Source organism: Rania fehmarnensis (assembly GCF_056494185.1).
Genome location: NZ_CM151398.1, coordinates 9,071,740 through 9,086,355, shown reverse-complemented (window position 1 = coordinate 9,086,355; position 14,616 = coordinate 9,071,740). Strand labels below are relative to the sequence as shown.

Genomic DNA, 14,616 nt, shown 5'->3' with positions numbered 1-14,616 from the left:
TATCGCCGGCCTCAAGTTGTTACTGTCCCAGGGCATTGAAGTGGTTGGACCGCTTTGTAGTAAGTTTGCGCACGCTGGAAGCCTACATGTCCCAGGGACGCCTCAATACGCACGACCGCCTTAGCCGCTGGCTAATGGTCTGCGTGTGCGCTGTGGCCGCTGCGGGCTGTAGTCGCAATCCCTATGCGCCGGGTGCGTTTGGAGCACCCTACGGTGCCCAATATCCAGCACCTCAGTATCCGGGAGCCCAATATCCTGGTGCGCCTGGCATAATGATGGGCAATCCCGCTCAGCTCTCGGAGCTCGAACGCCGCATCCAGCAACTGGATATGGACAATCGCCAGCTGACCACCCAACTGGCTCAGTCACAACAACGCATGCAAGTGGCCGATCAGCGCGCCAGTTTGTTTCAGCAACAACTGCAAGACGCGACCAATCAACTTCAACAAGCTCGCTTGGCGCAGCAAGATCTGCAAGGTCAGGCTCGCGGCTTGCAAGCATCGATCAACGCTCGCGGCGGCGCGACTCTAAGACCGAACGTTTCCGGTCAGAACAATTCCGTGCCCGGCTTGGTTGGCAATCCAGCTCTCGCTCCCAGCACCAATGGCTATGCCATGAATCCGGGGGCCATGAATCCAGGTGTAAACCCAGGATTCAATCCCGGCGTAGCTGCGCCGCCACCGGCGCTGGGCTCGCCGCCGTTGGGATCACTGGCGTCGATCGGTTCGCTGCCACCGCTATCGAATATCCAAGTGCCCGGGGCTACGGTGCAGATGGAAGGTCAGTCGGTGCGCATTCGAGTACCCGCTGATCAACTCTTCGCGCAAGGATCGGCACAACTCAACCCGGCGGCTTATCAAGTGCTCGACCGCGTGGCCGATACCATCCATCGTTACTTCCCGCGACAGCGCGTGGCTATCGAAGCTCATACCGATACCGGCAGTGGGACCGGCCAGCAGACCACGCAATATCAACTGGCAGCCGCTCAAGCTCAAGCGATCTTGGATCAACTCGCCCGTCGCAATCAGCTCGACGCTCGACAGTTAACCACGGTGGCCGCCGGCCCCAACGCCCCGCGCGCCGACAATCAATCCGCCGCCGGCCGCGCCGACAACCGACGCATTGAATTCGTCGTCTATCCGTAACGCGTTTTCTCTGCGTGCTCTGCGAACTCTGCGTTTCAAAAAAAGACTGGACTTACCAAGCACAAAACTCCCAAGGTCCGGCGCCAGTTACCACCGTCAGCTTGACACCACTCTTATCGAACAGCTCCATCAGCTTGGCAAAGTCGACCAGGCGTCGCGTCAATCGATCGACGGCGTATCGTACGGACTGCTGAGACATCGGCGGGCACTACACCAATTAGGCTTTGCTCCAGAAGCCTCGTCGTGCAGAGGCAATACTAGTCTAATTACTTGCAACGCACTGCCTATCGCGACAGTTGCAGGTGGCCTGACAAAAGTCGCCCTCTGTGATCAATCACCGGTCGATTCAGGCGGAAAGAAACCAAAGAGCTGTTCTGCCTGACGGACTTTAATCCGGCGCTCGTGGTTGAGATTGAGCGCCTGGACTGTCGCTTGACCGACGTCGGTTTTGCCGACCAAGGTGTAGTCGTCCCAGTCGAAGTGGTCCAGCCAATCATCAGTTCGCGGATTGAATAAGGGCACCTCAATAGTGCCAGCGGTCATTGAAGTTCTATCCGACTTGTGCAGATTGCAGCTCGGACATGCCAAGGCCAGATTGCTTGGGTCGCTCTTCCCTCCGCGCGCCTTTGGAACTACATGCTCAATGTGAAATGTAGCTCCTTGGAGCGACTGGTGCATTTTGCAGTACTCACACCGCCCGCCAGCTCGAGCGGTCACCAATTCGCGAGTATCATCTGCCACGAGCGGTCGCCCTTACGGTTTGCGACCGAGGAGATGGAGAGCCTCAGCTCGAACCAAAGACAGACGTTCACTCAGTTCAGCCAGCGCCGCCAAATCCGCTCGCTCTTGCTCGGTGAGCAGGCCTTCGTTGTTCCGATCCATCAATTGCTGCAGATGACGATCGGCCTGCTCCGGAAGCCGAAGCGTGGCGACGTTTTCCACCCACTGCAGTGGTGCATCGATTGTTGTAGCCATGAGCATTTCCGATTCGTAAAGTGTTATCCACGAATCTCCGATTTTACCAGGATACTCAGCCGGCTGGTAGTTCGATTGCCCAGCCGAGCTCCTGTCATCCGTCCGCTGCATTTTAACAGTCCGCGACCTGTCCTCGCCCAAGCCTGTTACCCTCCCGATCGGTGTGATTATTGTCCTGGTTTTTTTCAATGGCTTTGGCGAAATGCACTTTCTCCAGTAAGCGGACAAGGGCTCCTTGTGATATCGCTGCGAGGCGAAGAATGCGCGAGGAGAATCATGCGTCGTGCCTCGAAGGTAAAGGTGATATATGTCTCAACATTTCTAATACGACTTGCAATTGACTACCCAGTATCTTGAGTTGCACGGGGTGTTGAACCGTATTGAACCGTGCCAGTTAAAGTCGACGAAAATTGGGGTCCGGTCCATTTGTCGCGAGTTGTTCGACGTTCGATGCGGGCCTCTGGGGGCACTGGGCTGCTCAGCCGCGAAGGTGGGCTAGAATGGCCGGAGTTTGGTTCCATGCCGACGAAGCGCCGCAAGAGGTGGTTGTGCCAGGCAACCGGTTCCGACTTTTCGAGGGAAAGAAGTGTGTGGCGAATGGTGTTCTGCTAGACTCTCGCGCTTGTTAACCTGCCCACCACTTTCCTCCCGTTCGGAAACTTCCACCCACCAGTTAACAGCCAGCGCGAGTTTTACACAGGTTGTCAGCCAGCACTCAGCCCCGGCGATTCCACGCGTTGCAATATTCCCTTGCAAAACCGCATCTCTCTCGCCCAATTTCGAAGAGGGTCTGGTTCGGGGAGCCTTTTTTCAGGGTCGCTCAAGCGACGCAAACCTTGAAAACACCAGGACTTAGAGCAACCCGCTCTAAGTCCTTTTTTTGTGAAAAATCCAATCAGTGACAAATCAGTGACAAGCGGTGGATTCACAGTGAATCCGCGTTGGCTGTGACTGGCCCAAATTGGATCTCTGTTGTATGGCCGTTGCCAAAGCGTGGCTAACATTTCGGTCGAGACACTCCTATTCTTCAAGTATCCCGAAGACGGAGTCTCACTCATGGCATCTCTCCAACGCGATCCCAGCGGCACCTACCACATCTGCTTCCGCTACGGCGGCCTGCCTTCAAGCGATCGTTGAAGACCACAGATCAACGCAAGGCATCGGCTGCGTCAGTTCGAGTCGACGAAAATATTCGGCTGGCAGAAAGCGGTCGACTCGTCATTCCAGATGACGCGGACATTCCAGCCTTCCTGCTGTCCGATGGAAAGCTTGCCAGCCAGCCCAAGAAGCTTAGCACGCTTACCCTCGGTGAACTGTTTGCAGTCTACAGGGAGCGAATCCCGGCGGGCGCAATGGAAGCCACGACGCTCAAATCGGCAGGCGTGCACATGCGGCATTTCGTGCGGCTGATAGGACCGAAGAAAACCCTACGCACACTGACCAACAGCGAACTCCAGGAATACATCACAAAACGCTCAACGGAAAAAGGCAAACGTGGCAACGTCAGCGGTACCACGATCCGCAAGGAGCTCGCCACACTGGGTTCGCTTTGGAACTGGGCCATCTCCCAAGAGCTGCTCGAAAAACCCTTTTCCGCGTCGCGGACTCGTTTTTCCCAAACGCGATGAAAAGCCTCCCTTTCAAACCTGGCAGCAGATCGAATATCAAATCAAGCGGGGCGGGCTCACCACCGAGCAAGCCGACCCGCTCTGGGATTGCCTGTATCTCAACACAGAAGAACTCGATGAACTGCTGAAGCACATCGAAGAAAAATCGGGCTACTCGTTCCTCTCTCCCATGAGCCTGCTGGCCGCACATACCGGCATGCGCCGCAGCGAACTCTGCCACTCGCGTGTCACTGAAAATCGGGGTCAGGTCTGGGTCACGTCTCAATAAAGGTGACCTGACCCCATTTTACATACTTACCAAGCATAAAACTCCCACGGTCCTGCGCCCTGCATGCCGGCAGGTAGTTTTATGAAGCCGTCGCTGCGGGCCAGCGAGATCAAGTCGCCCGAGCCGCGATTATCGACGGTCTCGGCTAGCCCGTCTTCGCGCAGCCGCACCAGACGAAACCAGTGCAGCTTCAATTGCTTGTCATCCGCATTGGCCAGGCTGACGCGCGGATGATGCGGTAGGATGTGCGCCATACCGGCCAGGCGACGCAGCAGCGGCCAGGCGATAACTTGCGCAGTCACCGCCACGCTGACCGGGTTGCCCGGCAAGCCAACGATCAGTTGCTGCCCACACACCGCGCCCAACACCGGTTTGCCGGGCCGAATCGGCAAGCGATGAAAGACGATCTGACCACCAATTTGTTCAATCGCGTGCGGTACGTGATCGGTGTCACCCATCGAGACGCCGCCGGTGAGAATGATCGCATCCACATCGCTGCAAGCTCGCAGAGCATCCACCACGCTACTCAAATCATCCGCTACGTTGCGTCTGACTGCGATCGATATCCAAGGATGTTTCGACAGGGTGGCCTCCAGCGTCGGGCCGTTGGAGTCGCGGATCTGCCAGGCTGCCGCGGGCTGACCGGGTGGCACCAGCTCATCGCCGGTATTCAAAATGGCGATTCGCACCGGTCGATAAACTTGTAACGTCGGTCCGGCCACCGATGCCACGCCAGCCATGGCTGCACTGCTCAGCCATGTACCGGCGGGCAATACCTGGCTGCCAGTTTTGGCGTTCTCACCCTGGTAGCGAATGTTCATGCCCTTCGTCAGTTCGACAACTGGAATGGTCAACTCAACATACTCTGGTGACTCATGCGTTTGTTCGCGGGGCACGACGCAGTCCGCTTCAGACGGTACTGGCGCACCGGTAAAGATCTGGACCGCGTGACCCGGTGGCAGAACTGGCGCGGCATGTCCGGCCGCGGCAATGCCTTGGATGGGCAAGCGATTGGTCGTGGCAACATCCTGCAACTTGAACGCATATCCGTCCATGGCCGAGACGTTCAGCGGTGGATTATCGCGATCGGCTAGCAGCGGTTGGGCCAAGATGCAACCGGCAGCGTCCGACAGCGCAATCGTTTCAGCATCGACCACCGGCAGCAGTTCAGCCAGCTTTAATATCTCAGCAGTAATCGGGTCTATTTGGGGCAGCATTTATCCTTCCACCTGATGGAGGATCGATTTATCATTAGGCGATGACCAATACACGTGACAAATTATTGCAGACCTTGCGCCGGCAGTTAGTACCTCAAGCCGCTTTACCGGAGGTAGTCGACGGGCCGTGGATCCAGTTTGACCAGCCGCTGGAAAAACTGGCCGAAGTTGTCCAGTTCGTCGGCGGCAGTTGCATCGAGGTCGATAGCGTCGCCGAGATCGAAGCCAACCTGAAGAAGTTTCCGCAATTTCTCTCAGCCAAACGCGTCTTTTCGGGCGTCGAGGGTTTGCCGGGCAATGTCGATGTCGCGGCCGCTGAAGACGCGCACGATCTAGAAGACCTCGATTTTGTTATCTACCCTGGCCAGTTTGCGGTTGCCGAGAATGGCGCAGTGTGGGTTACTGATGAAAACTTGCGCCACCGCGTCGTGTTCTTCATTACGCAGTTTTTGGTCCTGGTTGTCTCGCGACGCGAAGTCTTGCACAACATGCATCAGGCTTATGCGCGCGTCCAACCGCCCCAACCGGGTTTTGGATTGTTCCTGTCTGGGCCCAGCAAAACGGCTGATATCGAACAATCGCTGGTGATCGGAGCTCACGGCTGCCGCCAAATGCAACTCTATCTGTTGCCTTAACAAGTGCCACCGGCTTCCGGGCTCCTGCTGGCTGATACAAACAGAGCCACTGCTCCAGTGAATTAAATTGTTATCGAGAACCATATGATCCAACTGGATAAATCAGGCCCGCGCGTGCGTAAGATGTTCGAGGAGATCGCGCCGCGCTATGATCTGATGAATCATGTGCTGTCGCTGGGGATCGATATTTCGTGGCGCAAACGTACGGTGCGCGAATTGCGCCTGGATGGTTCGGAGCCAATCCTGGATTGCTGTACCGGTACCGGCGACCTGGCACTGATGCTGGCCAAGAAAGTGGGTCAGCGAGCCAGCGTGATCGGCAGTGACTTCTGTCTGCCCATGCTCACCCGCGCCGAATCCAAGAAGCCCTCTACCGGCCAGGCTCAGCATCCAGAAATCGAGTTCATCGAAGCCGACACGCAAGCCCTGCCCTTCCCCGACTCGACCTTCCAAGCTGTCACTGTCGCCTTTGGGCTGCGCAACGTCGAAGACACCGATCAAGGTCTGCGTGAGATGACGCGAGTATGTAAGCCAGGTGGACAAGTTGCGGTGTTGGAGTTCTCCAAACCCAGCGCGCCTGGATTGAAACAACTCTACTCAGCCTATTTCAAGTACGTCTTGCCGCGCATTGGGCAGTCAATGGCCCGCAATGGTCACGGTGCTTATGAATACTTGCCCAGCAGCGTCAGCGAGTTCCCCTGTGGTGAAGCACTCGCGCAGCGCATGCGCGGAGTGGGCCTGCGCGACATTCGCATGATTCCGCTGACCTTTGGCGTGGCCACGCTGTACATAGGTGAGCGATGAGTCAGCGTCCTCTGGTGCTGGCCATCACGGGTGCCAGCGGAGCAGTCTACGCGGTACGGTTGCTGCAAGTGCTATTGGCCAACGGCCGGACGGTGCATCTAACGATCAGCCCCTCAGGGGCAGCCGTGATCAAGCAAGAGTTGGGTGTTGATATTCAGTTGAGCGACCAAGGCTGCGAATTGGCTGCATTGCTGAGGAGTATCCCGGCGAGTTGGTGGGGAGTCGAGAAGGCGGAGAGTGGTGGAGAGGAACACAGGCTGGAAGCCTATGCCACAGACAGGCTAGAAGCCTATACCACAGACAGGCTAGAAGCCTATACCACAGACAGGTTAGCAGCCTATGCTACGCAAGTTCATTATCATCACTATCAGAATTACTTCACGCCGATTGCCAGCGGTTCGTATTTGACTGAGGCGATGGTGATCTGTCCTTGTTCGGGCAGTACGCTCAGCGGCATAGTGCGTTCGGCCAGCAGCAACTTGATCGAGCGGGCGGCCGAAGTTCATCTGAAAGAACGGCGACCGCTAGTTGTGATGCCGCGCGAAACGCCGCTCAGCACCTTTCAAATCGAGAACATGCTGCGCGCTTCTCAAGCTGGCATCGTCGTCCTGCCGGCTGCCCCCGGTTGGTACCACGGCGTTGATAACCTGGGCGACCTGGTCGATTTCGTGGTCGCCCGCATTCTCGATCAATTGCAAATTCCACATCAGCTGATGCACCGCTGGGGCGAGTGAATTTCGATTACAATAAAGCGTTGATCGGTCACCTCCCCAGGGCTTCGCCCTGGAGGTCGAATCGAGCGTAGCAAGATTCGGGAGGGGTCCGGGCAGCGGAGGTGGTGAGTACCGCCAAGTCCTGCATAGCGCACTGCCCCCTCCCGGAGCCTCGCTAAACGCGGGCTCCGACCTCCCCCAAGCAAAGCTTGGTGGAGGTGACAATCGTGCTAGCCTAGCTCTGGCGGGCTTACCGAACTCTTCCTTTGTATTTACCTGGAATCCAAGTGTCAGTTGATCTCAAGAACAAAACAGCAGTAGTCGTGGGCGGTGGGACCGGTATTGGCCTGGCAGTGGCCAAGAGTTTGGCCGAGGCTGGAGCCAAGGTACTGATCGGCGGTCGTCGCGAAGCGGTGCTGGCCGAAGCGGCCAAGGGCACTTCCATTCAGTGGGCGGTCATCGACGTGGGCAATCGTCCGCAAGTCAACCAGTTCTTCGCCAAGGCTACCGAACTGCTCGGCCATATCGATATCCTGGTCAATGCCGCTGGGATCAATATCAAACAGCGCGCCATGGACGTCATGCAGCCCGAGCAGTGGGATCATGTCATGAATATCAATGCAACCGGCGCTTACAACTGTTTGCACGCTGCGCTGCCCGCCATGCGGGCTCGCAAGTCGGGCACCATCATCAACGTCTCATCAGTGGCCGGCAAGCGCGCCATTGCCCTGGGCGGCGTGGCGTATTCGGCTAGCAAGTTTGCGATGACTGCGCTGTCGACATGTGTCTCCAACGAAGTGGCAGCCGACGGCATTCGCATTACCAATCTCTATCCGGGCGAAGTCAACACGCCCATTCTCGATCATCGCCCCACGCCGGTGACCGACGAACATCGCGAGCGCATTCTGCAACCCGAAGAAGTGGCCGAGCTAGTGCTCAGCATTATCGCTTTGCCGCCTGCGGTTCACGTGCCGGAAGTCGTGATCAAGCCGCTTTCGCAACAATGGTATTGAGATCGCCATGCAGAACCACGGCTTTGTGCGCGTAAGTGCGGCCAGCCATCCAATCACTGTGGCCGATCCCCAAGCCAACGCGGCGGCCATCATCGACAGCCTCGCGCAGTTTCATGACAGCGATGTGATCGTCTTCGGCGAACTCTCGCTGACCGGCTACACCTGCGCCGATCTGTTCGCTCAGAATAAGTTACTCGACTCGGCTCTCGAAGGCCTGGCCCAAATAGTCACGGCCACCCAGAACCGCCAGCAGCTGGTGGTGGTCGGTCTGCCAGCGCGTGTGGAATCAAGTCTCTTTAACGTCGCCGTGGCGATCAGCTGCGGTCGCGCGTTGGCGGTTATACCCAAGCAGTTTTTACCCAACTACCAAGAGTTCTATGAAGCGAGATGGTTTGCGGCCGGCAGTGGTCAAGAGCCTAAAACGATTGAGCTCGGTCAGCTGGGCCAGGTACCCTTCGGAATCGACGTGCTCCTGGTCGCTGATGATTTGGTAGTGGGCATCGAGATCTGCGAAGACCTTTGGATGGCCGTGCCGCCCAGTAGCTTGCAAGCTTCAGCCGGTGCCAATCTACTGCTGAATCTATCGGCCAGCAATGAACTGATCGGCAAAGCCAGTTGGCGCCAGACGCTGGTGCAAAGTCAATCGGGCCGCTGTTTGGCTGCGTATGCCTATGCCAGTTCGGGGCCGACTGAATCGACGACCGATGTGGTTTTTGGTGGACATTGTTTAATTGCCGAAGGCGGATCGATCCTGGCCCAGTCGCAGCGCGTGGGCGCGGGCGGGTGCACCTGGCTTGAGTCATCGTCCGCGACAGCCGATATCGACCTGGAGCGACTAGCGCATGATCGACGTGTCACGGGCAGTTGGCAATTGGCCGCCGGTCGGCATGCATCCCAGTATCGTCGCATCGGTTTCCAGCTCAACCCCATCGGAGCCGGCAAACTGCGCAGCGTAGCCGCGACGCCTTTTGTACCGTCCGCTGGCGATCAGTTGCACGCTCGCTGCGAAGAAATTTTCGGAATTCAGTGCGCCGCTCTGACCAAACGTGTCCGGCAACTAGGTCCGAAGACGCCGCTAAACATCGGTGTTTCCGGTGGTCTCGACAGCACGTTGGCCTTGCTAGTGGCAGTGAAAACTTGCACCGAGCAGAACTGGCCGCTGGAACGCATTCATGGCGTCACCATGCCTGGTTATGGCACGACTAGCCTGACGCTGCAATCGGCTCGCCAACTCATGCGCGGTCTGGGCATCACTCATGACGAGATCGACATTCGTCAAATTTGCCTCGATACTTTTCGCGCGATTGGTCATCAGCCTTTTGGTCTGGATACCGCGGGTTTGAACGTCGATGAATTTCATCAGCAACTCGGCAAGTTGCCTAAGAGCAATCGCCACGATTTGGTGTTCGAGAACGTTCAAGCTCGCGTGCGCACGTTGCTCCTTATGAGCCGCGGCTTTGTACTGGGTACGGGTGACCTATCCGAGCAAGCGCTGGGTTGGAGCACCTACAACGGCGATCATATGTCGATGTACAACGTCAATACATCAATTCCCAAGACGCTGGTACGCTTCTTGGTGCAATACGCGGCCGAAAATCAATTCTCCGGTGACGTGCGCGACGTTTTACTGCGCGTGGTGGCCACTCCGATTTCACCCGAACTGCTGCCCGTGGCCGCCGATGGTTCCATCGAGCAATCGACCGAAGGTTCGATCGGCCCTTATGAGCTGCATGATTTCTTCTTGTATCACATGCTGCGCTTTGGCTATTCGCCTGAAAAGATCCTGCACCTGGCCAGCCTGGCGACGTTTTCGCAAGCGTATTCCGCTGAACAGATTCAAGCGACGTTGGCCGTATTTTTGCGCAGGTTCTTCGCCAATCAATTTAAGCGCTCTTGCGTTCCCGATGGTCCCAAGGTCGGTACGATCAGTCTTTCCCCACGTGGCGACTGGCGCATGCCCAGCGACGCCTCCGCCGCCCGCTGGCTAGAAGACCTATAACTGTGTGTGGCATAGGCTTCCAGCCTGTGTTCTTCTTCTACATCCTCAACCATCAGCTCCACAGCGGCATTGGCAGCTTTAATACGCAAACTGCTCTTCACTACTTGGCTCGGGTGGAGCTTCGGTAGTCGGGGTAGCGATCTGGCGAATGGTGCGCTGGCTAATTTCGGTTTGGAACTTGGCGAGCGCTTCGGTGAAGGGCATCGAGCCTTGGTCACCTTCGATACGATCGCGGACGGCGACCGCACCGGCTTCGGCTTCTTTGGGTCCGACGACCAACATGTAGGGAATCAACTCCAACTGAGCATCGCGGATCTTGGCTTGCACCTTGGCACCGCGCAGGTCGGTAGTCACTCGCATGCCAGCCGCGATCAACTGGCGTTCGATCTCGAGCGCATAGTCGTTAGTCTTTTCGCTCAGTGGCAGGACGCGCACTTGTTCGGGCGCTAGCCAGAGTGGGAAGGCGCCGGCGAAGTGTTCGATCAGCATGCCCACAAAACGTTCCATCGAACCAAACGGCGCGCGGTGGATCATCACGGGCCGGTGAGTCTGATTGTCGGCTCCGGTATATTCCAGTTGGAAACGTTCGGGCAAGTTGTAATCGAGTTGCACGGTGCCCAGTTGCCATTGGCGACCGATGCAATCGCGCACCATGAAGTCGGCTTTCGGACCATAGAACGCCGCTTCGCCCTCGGCCGCTTGGAAATTCAAACCGGATTCTTCCAGCACCTTGCGCAGGGCCGACTCGGCCTTTTGCCAATTCTCTTCGCTGCCTACGTATTTGTCGCTCTTGGGATCGCGCAGCGACAGTTGCACGCGATAGTCGGTCAAACCAACACTTTCCAAAACAAAACGAGTCAAGTTGATGGTGTTGCGAAACTCATCTTCAACTTGATCGGCGGTGCAGAAAATGTGCGCATCGTCTTGAGTTAATCCGCGAACGCGCAACATGCCATTGAGCTCGCCGGTTTGTTCATAACGATACACGGTGCCGAATTCCATCAACCGCAGTGGCAGCTGTTTGTAGCTGCGCTGTTGAGCCTTGTAGATGTGGCAATGATGCGGACAGTTCATCGGCTTGACCAGATAACGTTCGTGCGCACGTTGCCAGGTGTTTAGCATGGCGAGCCGCTCTTCGATCGCGGCTTCCGGTTTGTATTCAGGCAACTCACATCCCAGCACACCAGCGGCGCCGATCAGTCGTTGCTCTTCATCAGCGGTCAGCGTTCCGCTCTTCAAACGTTCGATCCAGGCATCGACCAGGCTGCCGGCTTGTTCGACAAACAGGGGCGGGAATTGGCTGTCGCGGTAATAAGGAAAGTGACCGCTGGTCTCATACAGTTCGACGCGACCCAAATGTGGACTGAAGACGGGTTCGTAGCCGCGACTGAGCAGTTCTTTGCGCAAGAAGTCTTCGAGGATCACGCGGATCCGGGCACCTTTGGGTAACCATAAACACAACCCTTGGCCAACTTCGGGGCTGATTTGGAACAGTCCCATCTTCTTGCCCAAGACGCGATGATCGCGGCGCTTGGCTTCTTCTAGTTGATCGAGATAAGCCTGCTGATCTTTGGGACTGAAGAAGGCAGTGCCGTACAGGCGCTGCAATTGTTTGCCACTGGCATCGCCTTTCCAATAAGCCCCGGCAACGCTGAGCAGTTTAAAGGCCTTGATCTTGCCGGCATGCGGAATATGTGGGCCTCGACACAGATCGATGAATTCGCCTTGGCGATAGAAACCTAATTGCGCGTGATCGGCCAGGCCAGTTTGAATGTGTTCGACTTTTAGACTCTGATCAAGATCGCTGCAGAGCTTGACGGCTTCGTCGCGCCCCAATGAAAACTGCTCAAACGGTTCTGCTTGTTCGACGATCTTGGCCATCTCGGCTTCGATAGCGGCGAAGTCATCTTCGTTGAGCTTCTTTTCGAGCTCGAAGTCATAATAGAAGCCGGTGGCGATGGTGGGGCCGAAGGCCAGCGATACGCCTTTGTACAGTCGCATTACGGCGCGGGCCATGACGTGCGCGGCCGAGTGGCGCAGGACGCTCAAGGCTTCTGGATCGCGGTCGGTTAAGAGTTTGAGGGGAATGGGACCAGGGCCGAATTCCGCCAGTGGCTTGGTGGCGTCGATGACTTTGTCGCCGACTTTGGCCGCGATCACCGCGGCGGCCAGGCGAGAACCGATTTTGCTGGCCACATCCATCGCGGTGGCCGAATCGGGATGCTCAACGATAGAACCATCGGGCAATTGAACTTGGAGCATGACAGAGCCAAAGCCTCCTGCAGCGGGATTCAGGTGTGGGCAGCGTTACAAATGACTGCACCTAATGCATGTAGAAGCCCAGGACGAGCCCGAGGTTCGCGCATCAGGATGCTAGCGAACTTCAGAAGCTTTGAAAAGGTGAGCCTCACCGTAGAGCGGCTGTCCCCAGCCGCTCCGCACCCAGCAAGTCGTTTGCCTGTCACGCGGGTCGGTTGGTCGGAAGAAAGTTTGGTTAGAGGGTTCTGAGCAGCTGAGGACAGCTGCTCTACGCTCAGCACCCGGCAAGTGAGCGTATCAATCGCCTTGGCTTTCTTCTTCCAGAATGTCGCGGTTTTTGTGGTGATTGTCCTGGCTTCGTCGAGCCAGTCCGGCGCGGTCCATCAAGCTGCGGCGCAAGACTTCTTCGATGTGATCATCATCGGGCGGTGGTGCGCCGAAGGCACCCAGAGCTTCAGGGCTGTAGTGGATCGTGTAGGCATGTTTGGCAAAGGAGATGACCGCATCAGGATCGAGCCGCTTGCGATCGATCTTGAAACCATTGACCTTTGTACCGTTGCTGCTGCCCATATCTTTGACGAACCAATAACCGTTCTCGAGCGTCATGCGGGCGTGCTGGCTGGAGACGTTGGCAAACCGCAGGACAATATCACAGCTCTCGCGGCGGCCGATCAGCAGTTTCTCTTTTTTCAAGACGATGGTTTCACCACCTCCAGTGGGAACCAGTTCACCGAATTCGCCCATTATTAAGTCACCGCCAAAATAAAGGAAAAAGCATTGTCGCCTTTCGCTCCGCGAAAGCTGCGTTTTAAGAGCGCTTTCGCGGAGCGAAAGAAGACAATAGTCGTCGATTACACGTTAGAATGCACAGCTGAAATGTCGCCTCGGCAACGAGCCTGGCTCTAACCTTTCCCATTTTATCCTACGCCTGGCCAATGGACGCGTCAATTTTTCCCGCTAAACCGGATCACTCCGCAGTCTTCGATTGGCGGGCCGCTGGTTACAAGTTCTACCCCTATAACGAATATCTCCGCAAATTGTTCGGTTCGCGGGTGCAGAAGATCAGCCTCGACGGTGGCTTTACCTGCCCTAACGTGGACGGAACCGTGGCCTTAGGTGGTTGTACGTTCTGCGACAACCGCGCGTTCAGTCCCAGTCGCCGCGTCAAACGTACTGATATCACCCGCCAAATCGAGCAGGGTATCGAGGGTCTGCGGCGGCGCTACGACGTTGAAAAATATTTAGGATATTTTCAGCCGGCCACGAACACTTACGGCTCGCTGGACAAGCTGCGACTGCTTTACGAAGCGGCCCTCAGTGACCCGCGCATCGTGGGACTGGTCATCGGCACGCGACCGGATTGTGCCCCCAACGATGTGCTGGACTTGATCGACGAACTGGCCGAGCACAGCTATGTCTCGCTGGAGCTGGGCATGCAAACCATGCATGATGCCAGCTTGGACTGGATGAATCGCGGCCATCATCATGATGCTTTTCTGGATGCCATGAACCGTGTCCAAAACCGAAAATTCTCAGTCAGCCTGCATGTGATGTTAGGTTTGCCTGGCGAAACTCGGGAAATGATGATGCAAACGGCCGAAGAAGTCGCCCGTTGGCGTCCGGCTGGTGTGAAGATCCACAACCTTTATGCGGTTCATCGGACGAAGCTGGCTGATCAAGTCGCTAGCGGTGAGGTCAAACTGTTGGAACTGGATGAATACCTGGAACTGCTTGCAGACTTCATTGAACGCTTGCCACCAGAAACTGTCATCGAGCGAATTTCAGGCGATGCACCACCCAAGGACTTGATCGCCCCCCACTGGTGCTTGAATAAAGGCAGCATCAAGAGCGGGCTGATCCAAGTCTTCGAGCGTCGCGGCACCATGCAAGGTGTACTACGACCGTAGAGCAGCTGTCCCCAGCTGCTCCGCACCCGCTAACCAATTTTCCACCGACCATT

Annotated in this window: 14 protein-coding genes and 1 pseudogene; 8 read left to right on the top strand and 7 right to left on the bottom strand. The window is 56.7% G+C overall.

From position 1 onward, the window contains the following. Positions 1 to 86 precede the first annotated feature (86 nt). Positions 87 to 1,145: an OmpA family protein gene (locus SH573x_RS30685; protein ID WP_479352053.1), complete on the top strand. Its 1,059-nt coding sequence runs from the start codon at positions 87 to 89 to the stop codon at positions 1,143 to 1,145. A 52-nt stretch (positions 1,146 to 1,197) separates the two neighbouring features. On the opposite strand, the gene SH573x_RS30680 is transcribed toward SH573x_RS30685, so the two are convergent. From SH573x_RS30680 to SH573x_RS30665, 4 genes and pseudogenes are all read right to left on the bottom strand, one after another. After that, on the bottom strand, positions 1,198 to 1,344 hold the full coding sequence (locus SH573x_RS30680) for a hypothetical protein (protein ID WP_479352052.1): 147 nt from the start codon (positions 1,342 to 1,344) through the stop codon (positions 1,198 to 1,200). A gap of 131 nt (positions 1,345 to 1,475) precedes the next feature. Then, positions 1,476 to 1,688, bottom strand: a complete 213-nt coding sequence (locus SH573x_RS30675) for a hypothetical protein (RefSeq protein WP_479356878.1) — start codon at positions 1,686 to 1,688, stop codon at positions 1,476 to 1,478. A gap of 12 nt (positions 1,689 to 1,700) precedes the next feature. Further along, a pseudogene (locus SH573x_RS30670) lies at positions 1,701 to 1,862 on the bottom strand (HNH endonuclease); the annotation flags it as partial. Between the two features lie 36 nt (positions 1,863 to 1,898). After that, on the bottom strand, positions 1,899 to 2,120 hold the full coding sequence (locus SH573x_RS30665) for a hypothetical protein (protein WP_479352051.1): 222 nt from the start codon (positions 2,118 to 2,120) through the stop codon (positions 1,899 to 1,901). 1,133 nt (positions 2,121 to 3,253) lie between these two features. Between SH573x_RS30665 and SH573x_RS30660 the strand changes: the two genes are divergently transcribed. After that, positions 3,254 to 3,748, top strand: a complete 495-nt coding sequence (locus SH573x_RS30660) for a site-specific integrase (RefSeq protein WP_479352050.1) — start codon at positions 3,254 to 3,256, stop codon at positions 3,746 to 3,748. Positions 3,749 to 4,042: 294 nt separating this feature from the next. Here SH573x_RS30660 and SH573x_RS30655 read toward each other — a convergent pair whose 3' ends face one another. Further along, positions 4,043 to 5,233, bottom strand: a complete 1,191-nt coding sequence (locus tag SH573x_RS30655) for a molybdopterin molybdotransferase MoeA (RefSeq protein ID WP_479352049.1) — start codon at positions 5,231 to 5,233, stop codon at positions 4,043 to 4,045. A gap of 41 nt (positions 5,234 to 5,274) precedes the next feature. On the opposite strand from SH573x_RS30655, the gene SH573x_RS30650 reads away from it, so the two are divergent. The 5 genes from SH573x_RS30650 (at position 5,275) to SH573x_RS30630 (ending at position 10,397) form a co-directional block, all read left to right on the top strand. Beyond that, positions 5,275 to 5,868 (top strand): LutC/YkgG family protein, encoded by a 594-nt coding sequence (locus tag SH573x_RS30650; RefSeq protein ID WP_479352048.1) that lies wholly within the window; start codon positions 5,275 to 5,277, stop codon positions 5,866 to 5,868. Positions 5,869 to 5,952: 84 nt separating this feature from the next. Next, a complete protein-coding gene (gene ubiE, locus SH573x_RS30645; protein ID WP_479352047.1) occupies positions 5,953 to 6,672 on the top strand; it encodes a bifunctional demethylmenaquinone methyltransferase/2-methoxy-6-polyprenyl-1,4-benzoquinol methylase UbiE in 720 nt (239 codons plus the stop codon). Beyond that, positions 6,669 to 7,406 carry a UbiX family flavin prenyltransferase gene (locus SH573x_RS30640; protein WP_479352046.1) on the top strand — a complete coding sequence of 246 codons (738 nt, stop codon included), beginning with the start codon at positions 6,669 to 6,671 and terminating at the stop codon, positions 7,404 to 7,406. Before ubiE ends, SH573x_RS30640 begins: the two co-directional genes overlap by 4 nt. A gap of 266 nt (positions 7,407 to 7,672) precedes the next feature. Beyond that, on the top strand, positions 7,673 to 8,398 hold the full coding sequence (locus SH573x_RS30635; RefSeq protein ID WP_479352045.1) for an SDR family oxidoreductase: 726 nt from the start codon (positions 7,673 to 7,675) through the stop codon (positions 8,396 to 8,398). 7 nt (positions 8,399 to 8,405) lie between these two features. Next, a complete protein-coding gene (locus SH573x_RS30630) occupies positions 8,406 to 10,397 on the top strand; it encodes an NAD(+) synthase (protein WP_479352044.1) in 1,992 nt (663 codons plus the stop codon). Between the two features lie 78 nt (positions 10,398 to 10,475). On the opposite strand, the gene thrS is transcribed toward SH573x_RS30630, so the two are convergent. Beyond that, positions 10,476 to 12,659, bottom strand: coding sequence for a threonine--tRNA ligase (gene thrS / locus SH573x_RS30625; RefSeq protein ID WP_479352043.1), 2,184 nt, complete (start codon positions 12,657 to 12,659; stop codon positions 10,476 to 10,478). 294 nt (positions 12,660 to 12,953) lie between these two features. Continuing rightward, positions 12,954 to 13,400 (bottom strand): FHA domain-containing protein, encoded by a 447-nt coding sequence (locus SH573x_RS30620; protein ID WP_479352042.1) that lies wholly within the window; start codon positions 13,398 to 13,400, stop codon positions 12,954 to 12,956. Between the two features lie 191 nt (positions 13,401 to 13,591). On the opposite strand from SH573x_RS30620, the gene mnmL reads away from it, so the two are divergent. Beyond that, complete coding sequence (gene mnmL / locus SH573x_RS30615; protein WP_479352041.1) at positions 13,592 to 14,563, top strand: tRNA modification radical SAM protein MnmL/YtqA; 972 nt, start codon at positions 13,592 to 13,594, stop codon at positions 14,561 to 14,563. Positions 14,564 to 14,616: the final 53 nt, after the last annotated feature.

What these genes read in the sequence shown, in the direction of transcription:
- SH573x_RS30655 (WP_479352049.1), bottom strand. Translation starts at nt 5,233, where the DNA reads ATGCTGCCCCAAATAGACCCGATTACTGCTGAGATATTAAAGCTGGCT.
- thrS (WP_479352043.1), bottom strand. Translation starts at nt 12,659, where the DNA reads ATGCTCCAAGTTCAATTGCCCGATGGTTCTATCGTTGAGCATCCCGAT.
- SH573x_RS30640 (WP_479352046.1), top strand. Translation starts at nt 6,669, where the DNA reads ATGAGTCAGCGTCCTCTGGTGCTGGCCATCACGGGTGCCAGCGGAGCA.
- SH573x_RS30650 (WP_479352048.1), top strand. Translation starts at nt 5,275, where the DNA reads ATGACCAATACACGTGACAAATTATTGCAGACCTTGCGCCGGCAGTTA.
- SH573x_RS30680 (WP_479352052.1), bottom strand. Translation starts at nt 1,344, where the DNA reads ATGTCTCAGCAGTCCGTACGATACGCCGTCGATCGATTGACGCGACGC.
- mnmL (WP_479352041.1), top strand. Translation starts at nt 13,592, where the DNA reads ATGGACGCGTCAATTTTTCCCGCTAAACCGGATCACTCCGCAGTCTTC.
- SH573x_RS30665 (WP_479352051.1), bottom strand. Translation starts at nt 2,120, where the DNA reads ATGGCTACAACAATCGATGCACCACTGCAGTGGGTGGAAAACGTCGCC.
- ubiE (WP_479352047.1), top strand. Translation starts at nt 5,953, where the DNA reads ATGATCCAACTGGATAAATCAGGCCCGCGCGTGCGTAAGATGTTCGAG.
- SH573x_RS30685 (WP_479352053.1), top strand. Translation starts at nt 87, where the DNA reads ATGTCCCAGGGACGCCTCAATACGCACGACCGCCTTAGCCGCTGGCTA.
- SH573x_RS30675 (WP_479356878.1), bottom strand. Translation starts at nt 1,688, where the DNA reads ATGACCGCTGGCACTATTGAGGTGCCCTTATTCAATCCGCGAACTGAT.
- SH573x_RS30630 (WP_479352044.1), top strand. Translation starts at nt 8,406, where the DNA reads ATGCAGAACCACGGCTTTGTGCGCGTAAGTGCGGCCAGCCATCCAATC.
- SH573x_RS30620 (WP_479352042.1), bottom strand. Translation starts at nt 13,400, where the DNA reads ATGGGCGAATTCGGTGAACTGGTTCCCACTGGAGGTGGTGAAACCATC.